Here is a 15,911-nt window from a genome sequence, read left to right as displayed (position 1 = left end):
CATACGGGAGGGCATGTAGATGCAAGAGCCAAAAAATTTCGTATCCGAGCCTTTTAATTATCATCAAGAGGTGGAATTCACCGTGGATAGCCTGACCAATCTGGGATTGGGAGTCGGCCGTGTGGATGGTTGGGTGGTGATGGTGCCCTTCGTGATTCCGGGTGAGCGGGTCAAAGTCCGCATCTTTCGCAATTTTCAAAATTATTCCGACGCTGATTTAATTGAAATTTTAGAGCCTTCGCCGGATCGCATCGAGCCCGTGTGCCCGCTCTACACTCGTTGCGGAGGCTGCCAGTATCAGCACATGAGCTACGAGCGCCAGCTCAAGGAAAAGACCCAACACGTTGATGAACTGATGCAAAAGCTTGGCGGTATCGAGTTTCCGGTGAATTTAGCTCACGGCTCCCCCAAGGTGTATAATTATCGCTCGAAGATCACGCCACACTACAATCGACCTGAGCGCGACGGTTCGCAGCCGATCGGCTTTTTACAATATGGTCGCCGCAATCAAATCATCGATGTGGAGCAATGCCCCATCGCGACCGACGCGATTAATACCGCACTCCCTGAAGCTCGCGAAGAAGCACGTCGCGCTGGTGGCAAAAAGCGTCGTCAGCGTGGGGGCACTTTGCTCATGCGAGACGTGCTGGAAGGTGTGGTCAATGATCCGCAGGATATCGTCTCGGAACGTGTGGGCAACGTGACCTTCCAGTTCAAGGCAGGTGAATTTTTTCAAAATAATCCGTTTATTTTGCCTGAACTGGTCGACTATGTCGCCGAAGAAGCCTCGGCCGAGGGGGCGCGCTATCTAGTCGACGCCTACTGTGGAGTCGGTCTCTTTGCGCTCTCCACAGCCAAATCTTTCGAACAAGTCGCAGGGGTCGAGATTAGTGAACCCGCCGTCCGATGGGCGCAGGCCAACTGTAAGATCAGCAATATTAAGAACGCCCGCTTTGTCATTGGTAAGGCAGAAGCCATCTTTAATGGTCTCAAATTCCCCGCCGATGAGACCGCGATGGTGATCGATCCACCGCGCAAGGGCTGCGATGAGAGCTTCCGTCAACAGCTACTGCAATATCGTCCACAGCGTCTAGTCTATGTTTCCTGCGATCCAGCGACACAGGCACGTGACTTGAAAGAGTTCATCGAAGGAGGCTACAAGATCACACGTATCCAGCCATTTGATTTATTCCCCCACACACGTCACATTGAAAACGTAGTTTCACTCAGCTTAGCCTAAGATCTTCTGAGTCATTATTTGTTCGCACAGGTCACAAAATGTTTTGCACTATCTCTCGTTTGAGCAAAACCGCACAGTCTAAACCCAATCTCTACCTCGTCGGCTTCATGGGCGTGGGCAAGTCGGCTATAGGCCGACGCGTCGCCCGTGAGTTAGGCTTACGCTTTATCGACTCCGACCAGCAGATTGAAAAAGAGCAGGGCAAGAAGATCCCCGAAATTTTTGCGACTGAAGGCGAGGCTCGTTTTCGAGAGCTGGAGCGTCAGTTTATCGAAAGCGGGCACCCGGACACAGGCTGTGTCGTCTCCTGCGGAGGCGGACTGGTCATTCAGCCGGGCATGAAAGAATTGCTCAAGCAAAAGGGCTTGGTTATATGCCTGTTTGCGTCCGCGGAGAGCATTATAGAACGAACCAGCCGCAACAAAGATCGTCCACTCCTCAACGTCGCAGATCCCGCAAGCAAGGTGCGGGCGCTACTCGCCGAGCGTGAGCCCATCTATATGGATTCCGGCGCCTGTATCACCACAGAAGGCCGCACGATTCCAGAGGTGGTGCGACATATGATACGGACCTATAAGTCGATCTCACGAAATTTTAAGTCATAGCGCCGAAAAGAAAAGATAGGCCAAGCATAAGCACGGGGACAGGATGCGGTTCGGCACAAGGACATAGGTGGTTTACACCGAGCTGTTGATCCGCCAGCTGAAGAAAGTCCACGCCATGACGCACCCCGACGCACCCCGACGCCGGAAATGCTTTTTGACCGAAAAACAAATCGCAATGGACGCACTCAATCAGCTTCCGAAAACCGCTTCCTTCCAAGAGATCATGGAGGAGTTGGAAATCGTTGCTGGCTTGAAACGCGGTTTGGATGCGTCCGAGGCTGGGCAGGTCAAGACCTCTGCCGAGGTCAAAGAAATGGTTGGATCGTGGTTTACCAAATAGTTTGGACGGATTCGGCAATCGCCAACTTGAAGGAGCTTTGCGAATACATCACAAAGGACAATCCCGAGACTGCCCGAAAGCTTGTCCTGGCTTTGGTGGAGCATGCCGAAAGCCTCGACACCTTGCCGCTGCGCGGGAAGGTTTACCCAAGTCTCTGAATTAAATTTCATATCGATTCCGTCGCCGCCCAGGCGGCTTCGATTTTTTGCAATAGATCTTCCGGTGGGCGTTGTGCCCGGCCGCTGCGGTCCATGAAGCCATGACTGGATTGCCCCGTCGCGAGCAGTTCTTCTCCGCGACGAACCTCATACTCGAAGTGCATGCGTGCACGCGGCTTTTTATGCATAAAAAGATGAATCTCCAAATGATCATCGAAGCGGGCAGGGCTTTTGTAGGCGGCACTCACCGTTAACACGGGCAGAAAGAGACCGCGCGCTTCGATTTCGCGGTAAGGAATCCCGATTTGGTCGAGCATTTGAATGCGTGCGGTTTCAAACCATACCAAATAGTTGCTGTGGTAAACCACATCCATGCGGTCGGTTTCGGCATAGCGCACGCGAATTTTGGAAATACTGTGAATCATGGAAAATAAAAACTTAAGAATGAGCGATACTCCGAGTTCGGGAGCCTAATTTGAATCTGATGCCTGCATGAGCATCCATTAAGTGCCGGAAGGAATTTGCAGTGACTGATTGAGCTCGATGAGAGATTCGAAGGCGGCGGCTGCACCAGCAGCCAGCAATTCGGACACTGCGTGGGCGCCGGTGGCGACGCCGTAGCACTTCAGTCCGGCGTTTTGGGCGACCGCTACATCGGTAGGCGAATCACCAATCATAACAGCCCCCGCGCCTGCGGCATCAATCTGTTGGAGCACATGCTCCGTCAATTCGCGTTGTGGCTTTTGCCACTCGGTATCCACGCTGCCGACACAGACGGGGATGTATTTGGCAAAGCCCGCGTAACGACTGACTTTACGTGCCGTGTCGCCGTGCTTGTTGGTGAAAAGCGCTTGTGGGATGCGCGCCTTGTAGGCGCGCTCGATGAGCTCCAGGCCACCCGGTAGCACGATCAGTCCATCAAACATAATTTCCGGGAAGCGTGCACGGAAGGCTTTGCCCGCTTCATCCAGCCGCGCTGCGTCCACGAAGAGCCCCATCGTCTCAGCCATGGTGCCTCCCAGGCTGCGGCGGATGACATCATCTGCTGGAGTCGGGTAGCCCATCTTGGTGATGACTTCGCCGTAACAACGAATAATTGCAGCGGTTTGATCAATCAGAGTGCCGTCCATGTCCCACAGAATGGCGGACGGGCAGGGCAGTGCTGTAGAGGTGCGAGGCTTCATTTACTTGTGCAGACTTCCGGCTCCAGACCAAAGACTTTTTCCGCCAGTTCGTAGAGGTCTTTATGCACATGCTCCGAAATAATGTATTCCGAGAGTTCTTCCGCACTATGGCTCCCTGTTGCGACTAAGTGGCAGGTCAAACAACCCGCCTCTGCGGCCGCGAGATCGTAGGGAGAATCTCCGATCATGAGCGCTTCATCGGAGGCGCAGTCCATTTGCTCGAGCGCGTAGGCAGTGAACAGCGGGTCTGGCTTGCGATAAGGGCATTCCGGCTCACCGGTGCCGATAATCACGTCGAGCCATTGATCGAGGCCAAGATGTGATAAGACGGCACGCGTGTCACCAGCATATTTATTGGTAAAAACAGCCAATTTGTCGCCACGCGCCTTGAGCGACTTTAAGAGCCACTCCGCGCCGGGTAGTGAAAATACATCGTCGAAAATAATTTCAGCGAAATGCTTTCGGAATAAAGGTTCGGCCGCAGCGACATGAGCTTCACCGCACAGTTTGCTCAGCGTGATCGGCACCGATCCGCCGACGGTCGCACGCACGGTTGCATAGTCGCTCTCAGGCAAGCCGATCTCCCGCTGAGCATAGGCCACACTCTTATGAATCGTGGTAAAATGGTCGATCAAGGTGCCGTCCAGGTCAAATAGGATGTATTGCATAGTAAAATGTGCTTTATTAGAAAACGTATTCGCTACAGGCTAGAGCTAAATGCATGCCTGCTTTGCCCTCTTTGGCAAGCGTAGGTATGGAGCACTTTTCCGAACATGAGTGATACGACGCACAAAGCAGACTGGGGGACCCGACGAAACAAGGGCACCTTTGTCGTCCATTTTTCAGGCTCATGGGTGATCGGACAGTCGAAACCGAGCGCGGAAACGCTCTATCTCGATATCAAATCTGAGCCGAATTTGACGACCCTGCACCTGGAAGCGGATCATCTCACCGGCTGGGACAGTTCATTGCTAGTGGCCGTACGGCAGCTCTGCGACTGGGCAGAGGCCCAAGGCCTCCGAACTCGACTGGATGGTATGCCGGCAGGTGTGCAGAATTTAATCCAGCTCTCCCGTGCGGTGCCGGAAAATAAGCAACTGTCCGCAGAGAGCACGGATCATTTCTTCAGCCGTGTAGGGGAGCGCTCGCTAGCGGCCTATGGCGGGCTGAATAATTATTTTGAATTCTTAGGCCTGTTATTAATAGATCTTTTCGCATTTTTACGGGGTAAGGGGCGCATTCGGGCGAAGGATTTCTTGCTGACACTGCAATCCACCGGTGCGCAGGCGGTGCCGATCGTTTCTTTGCTCAGTTTCCTGACTGGACTGATCATTGCCTTTATCGGGGTGATTCAATTGCAAAAATTTGCCGCGGATATCTATGTTGCGGATTTGGTCGGTCTGGCAACAACGCGCGAACTAGGCGCAGTGATGACGGGGGTGATCATGGCCGGACGCACCGGGGCGTCCTTCGCCGCTCAGATCGGTAGTATGCAGGTCAACGAAGAAGTCGACGCGCTCACGACCTTTGGTATCTCGCCGATGCAATTCCTGGTGGTGCCTCGTGTGCTTGCCTTGATACTGATGATGCCTCTGTTATGTGCCTGTGCCGATTTTGTCGCCATGCTCGGGGGCATGGTGGTCGCCGTGACGATTTCTGATGTGAGTATCTTGCAATATTGTCATCAGATACAAAGTGCCGTGGCTTTAAATGATCTGCTGGTCGGGATTTTCAAGAGTGCCGTTTTTGGCCTCATTATCGCGTTGGCTGGTTGCTACCGGGGCTTACATTGTGGACAGGATGCGAGCTCGGTCGGGCAAGCAGCGACCTCAGCCGTGGTGACCTCAATTACATGGATTGTGATAGCCGATGCTATTTTTGCAGTCATGTTTCATCTCTTGGGGATCTAATCATGTCGAATTCGCCCGATGCCATTACAGTCAAAAACCTCACCATGGCCTATGGTGATTATACGGTCATGCGCTCACTTGATTTTCAGGTGCGCCGCAGCGAAGTTAAAGTCATCATGGGTGGCAGTGGTTGTGGAAAGAGCACACTGCTCAAGCATTTGATCGGCTTAGAGCAAGCCGCTGTGGGGGAGATTTATTACGGAGACGAGCCCTTTGTGCCGGATACGCCTGCAGCTGAGCGCATACGCCGCCGCTTTGGTGTGTCGTTTCAGAGTGGGGCGCTGTGGAGCTCCATGACATTAGAAGAAAACGTAGCACTGCCGCTGGAGCAGTATACGCGCCTCAGCGCCGCGGAAATTCGCGACGTGGTGGACTTCAAACTCTCGCTGGTCGGCCTGGCAGGCTTTGGACATCGCTACCCCTCTGAATTGAGCGGTGGCATGCAAAAACGCGCCGGGCTGGCGCGCGCGATTGCGCTGGATCCACATATTTTATTCTTCGATGAGCCCTCAGCCGGCCTCGATCCGCTCAGTTCGCGCCGCCTGGATGACTTAATTCTTCAGTTACGCGATGCATTGGGAGCGACAGTTGTGGTGGTCACACATGAGCTGGCCAGCATTTTTGCCATCGCGGACACCGCACTGTTTCTTGATGTCGAGAGCAAGACCGCACTCTGCGATGGCAATCCGAACGATCTGATCGATGATCCAGACACCGATCCGAAAGTGCGCCAATTTCTAACCCGAGGTGATCGTGATAACGATTGATCTAGCAAACATTTTTGCCCAAACCTAAGTCCCCGTGAAACGAAACTCTCCAAATCCCCAGATCGTCGGCATTTTTGTCACCGTAATGCTCGTCCTAATTGTCGGGATGGTGATGTATTTCGGCACGGCTAGCTTTCTCAATCGTTCGACTCATTTTATTTTATTTTTTGATCAATCGGTGAACGGCCTTCAGGTGGGTTCTCCTGTCAAATTCCGTGGTGTTCCGGTGGGCGAGGTTAAGCGAATCATGATACGAGCCGAAGGGCAGGGCGAAGCATCGACCGCGATTCCTGTAATCATTGAAATCAATCGTTCACGCGTGGAAAATGATCTCGGAGTGGCACAGTCGGTGTTCGCTCCCGAGTCGATTCAGAAATCGCTGGATCGAGGTCTGGTGGCGCAGCTCAACCTGGAGAGCATAATTACGGGGCAGCTTTTTGTTGAATTTAGTTTTGAACCGGGAAAAGCCTTGTCCACAAAGACACATCTGGAAGAGGTCAACGGCATCGTCGAGATCCCCACGTTAAATTCCTCACTCGATCAAATCACTGCCGACGTGGCTCAGATCATTGCCGATATCAAAGCGCTCGATCTCCAAGAGTTAAGTCAGAACCTAAATACCTTAATGACCAGTGCCACTGCGCAGCTTGAAGCGCTCGACACGCAGGCAATCAATGCATCCATCACTACGACAGCTGAGGAACTGAAGCGCTTCATGAGCTCGGAAGATTTCAGGCACTCGGTCAAAGCCATGCGCGTCGCCTTCGAGCAAATTAGCGATACAGCTCAGTCGTTTAATCTAAAAGAAGGCCCGTTGGCAGAGACAATCGATACCTGGACCGCTCAGATCAGTCAAACGCTCGGCAGTCTGGATCAATTGAGCAACGACGCCAGTGCACTCATCCAGCCGGGCTCGGACATGCGCTACGAATTTGAGTCTATGCTACGTGAACTCGGGCGCACTGCGCGCTCGATCCGTCAGCTTTCCGAATACATTGAACGTAACCCCAACGCTCTGCTAACTGGACGCAGTGAAGAGGAATAATTTCGCAGTATGAAAATCATTTACACCATTGCCCTGTCGTTCGTCCTGCTACTCAGCGGCTGCGTCAATCTCAAGCCTAAGCCGGATCGCACTCAAATCTTTACGCTTGCCTCGAATGTGGCGGCGGTCGCCGAGGTGGCCGGCAAACCACAATGTTATGTCAGCCGCGTAGAGCTGCCCGGTTACTTGGAGGGACATCGTATTTACTATCGCTCTGGTAATGGAGAACTCAGCTCTGTTTCAGGCTCACGCTGGGCCGAATCGCCTCGCGTCGCTCTGCCCAGTGCCATCGCCATGCACTTGCAGGCCACCGGCAAGGTCCATGTCCGTGCGTATTACCCCTGGCAAAATACCGCAAGCGAGGGCGCGACTATTTCGCTTCAATTTGAACGTTTTAGTGCCAACGCCGCTGGCGAGGTCGAGGTGATTGCGCAGTGGCAAATTACATCTGCGGACGGGAGTCAAAGGGAAGGGCGCTTTATCGCGCCCAAGCGTGTCTGGGACCGTCAGGATGCTGCAGACTATGTTGCCCAATTGGATGCCGCACTATCCAGCCTCGCTGAGGTACTCGCTCAAGAGCTATAAATTTGTATGATCGATCGCACTAATCTCTGGAAGGCGCTTGGCCCTGGTATACTCGTTGCATGCGCCGCGGTGGGTGGTTCACACTTGGTATGGTCCACACGTGCAGGCGCTGAATTTGGCTGGTCATTACTGTGGTTGGTGCTGCTGGCCAACGCGTTGAAATTTCCATTTTTTCTGTATGGCCAACGTTACACGGCTGCGACTGGTGAGAGCCTGCTGGCTGGATATAAGCGGCTCGGGATTGCTTACGTTTGGATATTCCTCGCGGTGAACATCCTCACGGGCACTATCAATATCGCGGGTGTGGGCATGCTCAGTGGTGCCTTGCTGACTGGCTATGGCATCACCGGCATCTCCGTGCCGTGGATCACAGTCGGCGTATTGGTGGTCTGCGCTGGGATGCTCCTGGTCGGACATTATAAATTACTGGATACACTGGCTAAAGTGATTATCGCGCTGCTCGGCATCAGCACAGTTGTGGCAGTGGCCCTCGCGATCCCCAATCGCCCGGAGCTCGCCGCCGACTTTGTCGCTCCCAGCCCTTATCAATGGGCTTCGTTTGCATTCTTGATCAGCCTGCTGGGCTGGATGCCCGCACCGATTGACTTATCTGCATGGTCGTCGCTATGGATGTTTAGCCGCGAAAAACAGACTGGGCACTTTGCCACAGTGAAAGAATCCGCAATCGATTTTTATCTCGGGTATTTCTCCGCAGTCGTCTTGGCCATACTATTTGTTGCGTTAGGGGCATTAGTGATGTATGGCACAACAGAAAGCTTTGCAGCGGGAGGAGTGGGGTTTTCACAGCAACTAGTGAGTTTATATACCGACACCATCGGCGAGTGGTCCCACTTATTAATACTTTCGGCGGCCTTCATTACTATGTTCAGCACCACATTGACCTGTCTTGACGGTTACCCGCGTTCGCTAGCGGCCTGCTGTGTCTTGATCCAAGACCTCTCTGCGCAGAAGTTTATCCGCATTCAGAATCTCTGGATCCTCGTTTCCACGGGCTTGGCGAGTTTGGTGGTATTGGCCTTCGTTCAAAATCTGCTGCAACTCCTCAGTTTTGCTGCCATCATTTCGTTCATCACTTCGCCAGTCTTAGCCTACATCAATTTTCGTGTAATGAACGGCGCCAATGTGCCGGAAGCATATCGCCCCGGGCTCGCACTCAAAGCGCTTAGCTGGGCAGGCCTACTGTTTTTTACAGTGATGACTGCAGGCTATCTTTATGTGACCTTCGTCAGGTAGATGCCTGTTTGCTTATCAAGTTTGTGAGTTCTGCAAAATAAACGGCTGTACGGTGCTGAGCATGCGCTCTGGAATCGAAGCGACGAGGTAGAAACCATCGTCTCGCGCTTCTTCCTTGCGCACGCCGCCTTCGCGGTGAAGGCGGGCGACTAGGTCGTAGCGTTCATGCGGGATCAAAAGACGGAGTTGCGCAAAGTCGGCCTCGACGATGGCTTCCATCTTATCCTGCAATTCTTTTAGACCTTCGCCACTGTGAGCACTGATAAAGAGGGCGTCAGGATAGCGGAGCGACAAGTCGGCCTGGGTTTCTTCGTCCCAGAGGGCATCAATTTTATTGAAGACGGTAATGATCTTTTTGTCTTTAGCACCCAGCTCTTGTAGGACGGAGAGCGTCGTCTGCGCATGTGCATCCACCTCCGGGCTGTTGACGTCCAGCACGTGTATGAGGAAGTTGGATACGATCGCTTCTTCCAGGGTGGCCTTGAAGGCATCCACTAAGCGGTGAGGCAAATTGCGCACGAATCCGACGGTATCGGTAATCACCAGCGGTTGCCCCGAGGGCAGGGGACAGCGTCGCGAGGTTGGGTCCAGCGTGGCGAAGAGTTTGTCCTCGGCCAGTATGTTGGAATTGGTCAGCTTATTGAGTAGCGATGACTTGCCCGCGTTGGTGTAACCGACGATGGCACAGGTCGGCACTGGCACGGTCATACGCTTTTTGCGTTGCGTTTCACGGTGTTGGATCACGCCTTCAAGTTCGCGTTTCACACGGGAGATTTGAGTGCGCACCATGCGTTGGTCGAGCTCCAGCTGAGTTTCCCCGGCATCACGCTGCATCGAGCCACCGCCTCGCTGGCGACTGAGGTGAGTCCAGGCACTTTTCAGACGAGGTAAATTATGTTCCAATCGTGCAAGTTCGACCTGTAGCACCGCCTCCTTGGTCTGTGCGCGATCTCCGAAAATATCGAGAATCACTTCCTGCCGGTCAATCACGAGGATTTTTCCCTCGGCAAGTGCCTCCCAGTTTCGCTGCTGGGCGGGAGTGAGTTCGTTGTCGAATATAATGACGTCGCAATTGTAGGCTTTGGCTTCATCCACCAGTTCCTGGGCTTTTCCTGAGCCCACCAGTAGCTTGGCCTGTGGCTTTCGGATCGCTACCATGCGCTCATGCATGATGCCGAATCCAACGGTGTCTACCAGCTCGCGCAGTTCATCCAGCAGGCTGCGGGTATTGGTCGTCGTGTCATCAGGGAGCGTCACGCCAATCAGCATGGCGCGCTCAACAATCGTGGGTCTTTCTTTAACGTCGTGCACAGTGTAGGTTTTCTTCTATAAGCGAAACGCTGGAACTTATGTGTCTTTTGCAGTAAATCCACCACGAAATGACGGTTTCTTTGCTTTTGAACTGCATATTTTGAGTTGTCTCTGCAGGCGGTTCTATCTTTCTCTCAATGAATGCTACAAGCCTCCGACCTATTTGATTTCCCAGAATCCTTGCCCTTTGCTGATCGCTTCCGGCCTGAACTTGCGCCTTGGGAGTGGCTGCCTCTTATCAAGCAAGCATTGGCTGCATTTGATTTTGAATCGGCCTCAGCGGCGGATGCGTCGCTCCCTGCCGGGCTGGCTGTGAGCGGGGATGTTTACATTCATCCGAGCGTCCAATTGCCGGCATTTGGTTCCATACAGGGGCCTGCCTATATCGGTGAAGGCTGCGAACTGCGCCTGGGGGTGTATATTCGTGGCAATGTGATTGCTGGCAAAGGCTGCGTGCTGGGAAACTCTTGTGAATTTAAAAACTGCCTCTTACTCGACGGTGTGCAAGTGCCACACTTCAGCTATGTGGGCGATAGTGTGCTAGGTAATCGAGCGCATCTCGGTGCGGGTGTGATCTGCTCCAATCTGCGACTCGATCAGGCGAATGTGCCAGTTACCCTGCCGGATGGCTCGCGATACACCACCGACCTGCGTAAGTTCGGCGCACTCATTGGGGATCAAGCAGAAGTGGGTTGTAACGCCGTGCTCAACCCAGGATCAATCCTTGGGAAGCGAGCCTTGGTCATGCCGACTATGGCCTTTCGCGGCACAGTCGCCGAAAACACAGTTGCGTATCAAAAGGAGGCCATTTTGAAGGCGCCTCGCATGGACTAATCGCATGGTCATCAAGCCTTACGGGGATCGCGGCATCTTGCTGGCAGCACTGAGTGAGTCGGAGCGCCGTGCTTGGCTGGGCTATCTGGCGCAGCAGCGCCCCCGCGAGTGTGCGGAATATGTCGTGGGCTATGATAGTATCTTATTGATCCGGCAGGGCGCTGCGAGCTGCGAAGAATTAGAAAACAGCGTCAACTCCCTAGCCGCCTGCTGGGGGCTGGATGCTGCCAACGGGGCCGATGCTCCGTTACCCATGCCCCCGGCGCGGCTGGATTTGCGGCCCCAGAATTGTCACATCATTGAAGTATACTACAACGGCGCCGACCTCGAGTCCGTTGCACAAGCCTGCAAGTTGAGTGTTGAGCAAGTCATCCAGCTACACAGCGCCCCCCTCTATACCGTGCGTATGATGGGCTTCAGCCCCGGTTTTCCTTATTTAGAGGGCTTGGACGCACGCCTACAGATCGAACGGCGTGCATCGCCACGCAATCGCATCGATGCCGGCACAGTTGCGATCGGTGGTCCACATGCCGGTATTTACACCGTGGCCAGTCCAGGCGGCTGGCATTTGTTAGGTCATACGGATTTTCCACTGTTTAATCTCAATGCGGCCCGCCAAAAGAGTCCCAGCGCATCGGCGGTCTTTGCGTTGTCACCAGGCGATCAAGTGCGCTTTCAACCCAAGGCTACACCTTGCTAGAAATACTCTCCATCGGCTCTGGCCTTTCGATCCAAGACCGCGGCCGCGATGGCTGGCGGCGCTTCGGCGTGCCAGCGGGTGGGGCGATGGACACTCGCTCCATGGCCCTGGCCAATGCCTTGTTGGGAAATCCCCGGGATGCTGCGGTGATCGAAGTGGTGCAACAAGGAGCTAAAATCCGTCTGTTAACAGATAGCTGGCTGGCCTTGGCTGGCGGCGATTTTTGTAGTCGTTGTGCTTCCGGAACAGCCATGCCCTTTGCTCGTGGACAGGTTTTGGAATTCGATCAAAAGTCAGCGGGCCTATACGCATACCTCGCATTGCCAGGCGGGGTTGAAGTTGAACGATGGCTGGGCAGTGCTGCTATCGACGCGCGCAACGGCATGGGGATTGCGCTCCAAAAAGGCAGTCACATTGCCGCACAGTTAACGCAGCCAAAGATCTCGACACAGGCAGTCGCGCGTCGGATCTCCAGCATAAAGCTCGACCATATTCCCGCAGGCAAGGCTCATTTTTCACTCTATCCGGGGCCACAGTTTGATGCCTTTGAGCCCCGCGTTCGGCAGTGTTTTCTGGAGCACGAATGGACCGTTTCTCCGCGTTCAGATCGCACAGGCTACCGTCTGGAAGGCACAAAGCTCGACATTCCGCAGTCCATAGCGAGTGAACCGGTGCTGCCGGGCAGTTTTCAAATCCCTGGCAACGGTCAACCGATCATTACCATGGCCGATGGTCCCACCGTCGGCGGCTATCCCCAGTTGGCTCTCTTAGCTGCCGGCGACCTGGATCGATTGGCCCAATGTGCGCCGGGCACCAAACTCACATTCTCATGGCTCCAATAATACTAAATTGCGACCTCGGCGAAGATGAATCGCTGGAACAAACCGAACAGTTACTTGCGCTAATCGATGCCGCAAATATTGGCTGTGGCTTTCACGCTGGCAGTCCAGAAAAAACGGGCGCAAGTATTGAGCTGGCACTGAAACACAAGCTTAGGATCGGCGCGCACCCCGGGCTGCCACATGCCGGCGGCCGGGGGCACATTCTCCCGACAGCCAAGGAATTCCAGCACTTACTGGAGCAGCAATTCAGCTCATTCCAAGCGACCGCTCACGCTCTGGGCACCCGTGCGGAGTATATCAAATTGCACGGCAGTCTCTACCACGCTGTGGAAACTCAGCCCGATCTATCGGCCGTTTACATTCACTTTTTACGGCAACAAGTGCAGCCAGTCGCGATATTTGCCCTCGCCGGTGGGGAGTTCGCGCAAGCGGCCGAAGCGGCGGGCCTGTCAGTTGTGCACGAAGCCTTTGCAGATCGTGACTATTTACCTGATGGGTCCTTGGTGCCGCGAGTCGAGCAGGGGGCCGTGCTCTCGCAATCTGAGGCCTTAGAACGACTGGCGTCTTGGCAAAAGAACGGAAAAATCCCCACCCGCGGCGGCGTTCCCATTAGCCTGGCTGCAGATACACTTTGCGTGCACGGGGATAGTCCGGACGCACTCGAATTAATTCGTAACATTCGAACTTTTCTCGAAACCCATAAAATAGAGTGCTCGCGTTCCAGATTTAGCTAGCCTCGCAGAACACACTGACTATCAAATCAAGACTGTGAGTATCAAAAAACAGAAAAAAGCCGGTAAAGAACTGCTGCAAGCGGCGCATAAGGTATACCATTACCGCCGGGATGTATTATCAGAGGCGCGTTTAGCTGAATTAGATAAAGCAGTTGGCGAGCTGGATAGTATGTTGCGCGATCAAAGCGTCAGCGAAGCCCCACTGGAAGCGTGCATGAATCGGCTCGATGCCTTGTTGCGCAAGATCGGTGGTAAGATTTACCCCAAGACCTTTTGGAGCGACAATTTAGAGGTCGCACTCGTCGCTGCGATTATCGTGATCGGCATCCGCACATTTTTCTTTCAACCCTTCATCATTCCCACCAACTCAATGTATCCCACCTACAGCGGAATGAATGCCGTGATGTATGAGGATAAGGACGACGCCCCTGCGGCACTGACGAAGACCTTTCGCTTCCTAACACTGGGTGCGCGGCACAAAGCGCTGATTGCTCAAAACAGCGGCGATATTCAGATCCCGATGGCGGCCACTCAAGACGGAGGCATGCGCATTTATTTCAAGCAAGTTAAAGGCAAAAAGTGGGGCTTTCTGCCGACCGTTCTGGCAGAATATACGGTGCTAGTCGGCGGTGTGCCCCACAGTATTCGCGTGCCAGCGGACTTCGACATGCAAGGCACGCTGCTCAAGAGCTTTCCCGATACAGAGCCCGAACTTGTGCGCACCAGCTCCGGCACCGGCTACGCGCTGGATCTGCATACCCAAGCGCAACCAGGAGAGGCGGTTTTACGCTTCGACATCACCTTGGGCGACGCCTTGTTTGTCGACCGCATTAGTTACCATTTCAAGCGTCCACAAGCGGGCGATCCCTTTGTTTTCCGCACCCGCGACATACCCGGCATCGAGGGAGGGCATGATAATTTCGTCGATAAATACTACATCAAGCGCATCGGAGGTGTCGGCGGAGAAACACTCGAAATCAAAGACGGTGCCTTGCTAGTCGATGGACACCCGCGCGATGAAGTCGAAGCTTACGGACGCAATGCGCGCAAGGAAGGCGAATACGGAGGCTATGTGTATCCCAGCTCAAATTCTTCATCGCCTGCAAAATTAATGACGGGGCCTGGTGTGAAAGCCGAAATTCCAGCAGGCAAATTCGTTGCGCTCGGTGATAACTCCGCCAACAGCCTCGATAGTCGCTACTGGGGATACGTGCCCGAAAAAGCCGTCATCGGTAAAGCGATCTTCATTTATTATCCATTCACCAAGCGCTGGGGCCTGGCCGAGTAATTCATTCTCATAGATTTACAGTGACTGGCTTCTGATTTCTGGCTTCTGAATTATGGATCATACCGATGAGCTCCCCTCAATTTGACACCTATATTGCGCACAATAAATATTATGTCTAATTATTGCAAAAACTCCGCTGGGTGAACTATTGGCGAGCGACTCGCGTTGACTACTTCTCGCCGCTTGCGAGAACCGTCTGAAAATTGGGCTCTTGGTTTTCGCGAGCCACCACGTTGACCTCGATCTTACGAAAGCCTGCGTTTTTGAGATATTGGTAAAGTGTATTTTCGGAGAAGCCGAGCCAGACGTCGGCATACAGTTCACGAGCCTGCTCGAATTGGTGTTCCAATAGGTCGATGATAATCAGCTGCCCGCCGGGCTTCAGGATACGAAAGGCTTCTTTTACCGCGAGCTCTGGATGCTGTGCATGGTGCAGCGCCTGACTGAGCAGCGCAAGATCGACGCTTTCCCCTTTCAAGGGCACCTGCTCGATGTCGCCGAGTTGGTAGGTCAGATTGGTAAAGCCGTTCTTTTTCGCTAGATCCCGGCCAAACTCGACCATTTTGGGCGAATTATCCACGCAGGTCACTTGTTCGGCGCGCCGTGCGAGTAGCTGCGAAAGTAAGCCCTCGCCCGCCCCTAAGTCTGCTATCTTAATTTTGGGTGTTAAGTGCAGTAAGAAATGTCCGATCGCCTCCCAGCTGCGGCCGGGGCAATAATTTTTCCCCAGACGACCTGCCACCGAGTTAAAATACTGTTCCGACTGTTGCTTGCGCTTTTCTAAAATCCGCTTGAGGTTGGCACAGTCAGAGACGATCTGATCCGAATCTTCGACCGAGACGCGTGCAGCCTCCAACAAAGCCAAGCCCTGAGCATCAAAGCTGCGATTGATTGCATAAAAAGTCTTTTTCCCCTCGCGCCGATCATGCACTAGTTCGCCTTGTCGCAGTAGCCCTAGATGCGATGAGATGCGCGACTGTCCCATATCCAACACTTCTTGTAACTCGGCGACCGAAAGCTCCTCACGCATCAGGAGCGAAAGTATCCGCACGCGTGTGGAATCAGCCAAAAGTTTAAGAGTTTCCCAAGAATCTGCCATGTGGAGAGTTTCAGT

General features: G+C 53.7%; 19 protein-coding genes. 14 read left to right on the top strand and 5 right to left on the bottom strand.

From position 1 onward, the window contains the following. Nucleotides 1-19: 19 nt before the first annotated feature. The 4 genes from SH580_RS01575 (at nt 20) to SH580_RS01560 (ending at nt 2,343) form a co-directional block, all read left to right on the top strand. Nucleotides 20-1,240, top strand: coding sequence for a class I SAM-dependent RNA methyltransferase (locus tag SH580_RS01575; protein WP_319833249.1), 1,221 nt, complete (start codon nt 20-22; stop codon nt 1,238-1,240). 59 nt (nt 1,241-1,299) lie between these two features. After that, complete coding sequence (locus tag SH580_RS01570; protein ID WP_319833248.1) at nt 1,300-1,845, top strand: shikimate kinase; 546 nt, start codon at nt 1,300-1,302, stop codon at nt 1,843-1,845. A gap of 175 nt (nt 1,846-2,020) precedes the next feature. Beyond that, nucleotides 2,021-2,185, top strand: a complete 165-nt coding sequence (locus SH580_RS01565; protein WP_319833247.1) for a hypothetical protein — start codon at nt 2,021-2,023, stop codon at nt 2,183-2,185. Further along, nucleotides 2,170-2,343, top strand: a complete 174-nt coding sequence (locus tag SH580_RS01560; RefSeq protein ID WP_319833246.1) for a type II toxin-antitoxin system RelE/ParE family toxin — start codon at nt 2,170-2,172, stop codon at nt 2,341-2,343. Before SH580_RS01565 ends, SH580_RS01560 begins: the two co-directional genes overlap by 16 nt. Nucleotides 2,344-2,351: 8 nt before the next feature. On the opposite strand, the gene SH580_RS01555 is transcribed toward SH580_RS01560, so the two are convergent. The 3 genes from SH580_RS01555 to SH580_RS01545 form a co-directional block, all read right to left on the bottom strand. Beyond that, the gene (locus tag SH580_RS01555) at nt 2,352-2,768 is read right to left on the bottom strand and encodes an acyl-CoA thioesterase (RefSeq protein WP_319833245.1); all 417 of its coding nucleotides are present in this window, start codon (nt 2,766-2,768) and stop codon (nt 2,352-2,354) included. A 78-nt stretch (nt 2,769-2,846) separates the two neighbouring features. Continuing rightward, nucleotides 2,847-3,527 carry an HAD family hydrolase gene (locus tag SH580_RS01550; protein WP_319833244.1) on the bottom strand — a complete coding sequence of 227 codons (681 nt, stop codon included), beginning with the start codon at nt 3,525-3,527 and terminating at the stop codon, nt 2,847-2,849. Continuing rightward, on the bottom strand, nt 3,524-4,195 hold the full coding sequence (locus tag SH580_RS01545; RefSeq protein ID WP_319833243.1) for an HAD family hydrolase: 672 nt from the start codon (nt 4,193-4,195) through the stop codon (nt 3,524-3,526). The genes SH580_RS01550 and SH580_RS01545 overlap by 4 nt, the downstream gene beginning before the upstream one ends. Nucleotides 4,196-4,300: 105 nt before the next feature. Between SH580_RS01545 and SH580_RS01540 the strand changes: the two genes are divergently transcribed. Genes SH580_RS01540 through SH580_RS01520 form a run of 5 tightly spaced genes read left to right on the top strand, consistent with a single transcriptional unit; the run spans nt 4,301 to nt 9,088 of the window. After that, entirely contained in the window at nt 4,301-5,437 is a 1,137-nt protein-coding gene (locus tag SH580_RS01540) for an MlaE family ABC transporter permease (protein WP_319833242.1), read from the top strand. Nucleotides 5,438-5,439: 2 nt separating this feature from the next. Then, a complete protein-coding gene (locus tag SH580_RS01535) occupies nt 5,440-6,204 on the top strand; it encodes an ABC transporter ATP-binding protein (protein ID WP_319833241.1) in 765 nt (254 codons plus the stop codon). A gap of 34 nt (nt 6,205-6,238) precedes the next feature. After that, nucleotides 6,239-7,249, top strand: a complete 1,011-nt coding sequence (locus SH580_RS01530) for an MlaD family protein (protein ID WP_319833240.1) — start codon at nt 6,239-6,241, stop codon at nt 7,247-7,249. 9 nt (nt 7,250-7,258) lie between these two features. Beyond that, the gene (locus tag SH580_RS01525; RefSeq protein ID WP_319833239.1) at nt 7,259-7,834 is read left to right on the top strand and encodes a PqiC family protein; all 576 of its coding nucleotides are present in this window, start codon (nt 7,259-7,261) and stop codon (nt 7,832-7,834) included. 6 nt (nt 7,835-7,840) lie between these two features. Then, the gene (locus SH580_RS01520; RefSeq protein WP_319833238.1) at nt 7,841-9,088 is read left to right on the top strand and encodes an Nramp family divalent metal transporter; all 1,248 of its coding nucleotides are present in this window, start codon (nt 7,841-7,843) and stop codon (nt 9,086-9,088) included. A gap of 15 nt (nt 9,089-9,103) precedes the next feature. Here the strand turns inward: SH580_RS01520 and hflX are convergent, their stop codons facing one another. Continuing rightward, nucleotides 9,104-10,399 (bottom strand): GTPase HflX, encoded by a 1,296-nt coding sequence (hflX, locus tag SH580_RS01515; protein WP_319833237.1) that lies wholly within the window; start codon nt 10,397-10,399, stop codon nt 9,104-9,106. Between the two features lie 141 nt (nt 10,400-10,540). On the opposite strand from hflX, the gene SH580_RS01510 reads away from it, so the two are divergent. From SH580_RS01510 to lepB, 5 genes are read left to right on the top strand one after another with little or no spacing between them, the layout of a single operon-like run. Continuing rightward, a complete protein-coding gene (locus tag SH580_RS01510) occupies nt 10,541-11,233 on the top strand; it encodes an acyltransferase (RefSeq protein ID WP_319833236.1) in 693 nt (230 codons plus the stop codon). Between the two features lie 4 nt (nt 11,234-11,237). Next, the gene (locus SH580_RS01505) at nt 11,238-11,933 is read left to right on the top strand and encodes a 5-oxoprolinase subunit B family protein (protein ID WP_319833235.1); all 696 of its coding nucleotides are present in this window, start codon (nt 11,238-11,240) and stop codon (nt 11,931-11,933) included. Continuing rightward, nucleotides 11,927-12,775 carry a 5-oxoprolinase subunit C family protein gene (locus SH580_RS01500; RefSeq protein ID WP_319833234.1) on the top strand — a complete coding sequence of 283 codons (849 nt, stop codon included), beginning with the start codon at nt 11,927-11,929 and terminating at the stop codon, nt 12,773-12,775. The genes SH580_RS01505 and SH580_RS01500 overlap by 7 nt, the downstream gene beginning before the upstream one ends. After that, nucleotides 12,763-13,509 carry a 5-oxoprolinase subunit PxpA gene (locus tag SH580_RS01495; protein ID WP_319833233.1) on the top strand — a complete coding sequence of 249 codons (747 nt, stop codon included), beginning with the start codon at nt 12,763-12,765 and terminating at the stop codon, nt 13,507-13,509. The genes SH580_RS01500 and SH580_RS01495 overlap by 13 nt, the downstream gene beginning before the upstream one ends. A gap of 34 nt (nt 13,510-13,543) precedes the next feature. Beyond that, entirely contained in the window at nt 13,544-14,797 is a 1,254-nt protein-coding gene (gene lepB / locus SH580_RS01490) for a signal peptidase I (RefSeq protein WP_319833232.1), read from the top strand. A 169-nt stretch (nt 14,798-14,966) separates the two neighbouring features. Here the strand turns inward: lepB and SH580_RS01485 are convergent, their stop codons facing one another. Beyond that, the gene (locus SH580_RS01485) at nt 14,967-15,896 is read right to left on the bottom strand and encodes an ArsR/SmtB family transcription factor (protein ID WP_319833231.1); all 930 of its coding nucleotides are present in this window, start codon (nt 15,894-15,896) and stop codon (nt 14,967-14,969) included. Nucleotides 15,897-15,911: the final 15 nt, after the last annotated feature.

Source organism: Coraliomargarita algicola, assembly GCF_033878955.1.
GTDB lineage: Bacteria > Verrucomicrobiota > Verrucomicrobiia > Opitutales > Coraliomargaritaceae > Thalassobacterium > Thalassobacterium algicola.
This window is presented reverse-complemented; position numbering and strand designations above follow the sequence as displayed.

Excerpts from the sequence above, each read along its gene's own strand:
- SH580_RS01575 (WP_319833249.1), top strand. The coding sequence starts at position 20 with ATGCAAGAGCCAAAAAATTTCGTATCCGAGCCTTTTAATTATCATCAA.
- SH580_RS01565 (WP_319833247.1), top strand. The coding sequence starts at position 2,021 with ATGGACGCACTCAATCAGCTTCCGAAAACCGCTTCCTTCCAAGAGATC.
- SH580_RS01555 (WP_319833245.1), bottom strand. The coding sequence starts at position 2,768 with ATGATTCACAGTATTTCCAAAATTCGCGTGCGCTATGCCGAAACCGAC.
- SH580_RS01550 (WP_319833244.1), bottom strand. The coding sequence starts at position 3,527 with ATGAAGCCTCGCACCTCTACAGCACTGCCCTGCCCGTCCGCCATTCTG.
- SH580_RS01545 (WP_319833243.1), bottom strand. The coding sequence starts at position 4,195 with ATGCAATACATCCTATTTGACCTGGACGGCACCTTGATCGACCATTTT.
- SH580_RS01540 (WP_319833242.1), top strand. The coding sequence starts at position 4,301 with ATGAGTGATACGACGCACAAAGCAGACTGGGGGACCCGACGAAACAAG.
- SH580_RS01535 (WP_319833241.1), top strand. The coding sequence starts at position 5,440 with ATGTCGAATTCGCCCGATGCCATTACAGTCAAAAACCTCACCATGGCC.
- SH580_RS01525 (WP_319833239.1), top strand. The coding sequence starts at position 7,259 with ATGAAAATCATTTACACCATTGCCCTGTCGTTCGTCCTGCTACTCAGC.
- SH580_RS01520 (WP_319833238.1), top strand. The coding sequence starts at position 7,841 with ATGATCGATCGCACTAATCTCTGGAAGGCGCTTGGCCCTGGTATACTC.
- SH580_RS01510 (WP_319833236.1), top strand. The coding sequence starts at position 10,541 with ATGCTACAAGCCTCCGACCTATTTGATTTCCCAGAATCCTTGCCCTTT.
- SH580_RS01505 (WP_319833235.1), top strand. The coding sequence starts at position 11,238 with ATGGTCATCAAGCCTTACGGGGATCGCGGCATCTTGCTGGCAGCACTG.
- SH580_RS01495 (WP_319833233.1), top strand. The coding sequence starts at position 12,763 with ATGGCTCCAATAATACTAAATTGCGACCTCGGCGAAGATGAATCGCTG.
- SH580_RS01485 (WP_319833231.1), bottom strand. The coding sequence starts at position 15,896 with ATGGCAGATTCTTGGGAAACTCTTAAACTTTTGGCTGATTCCACACGC.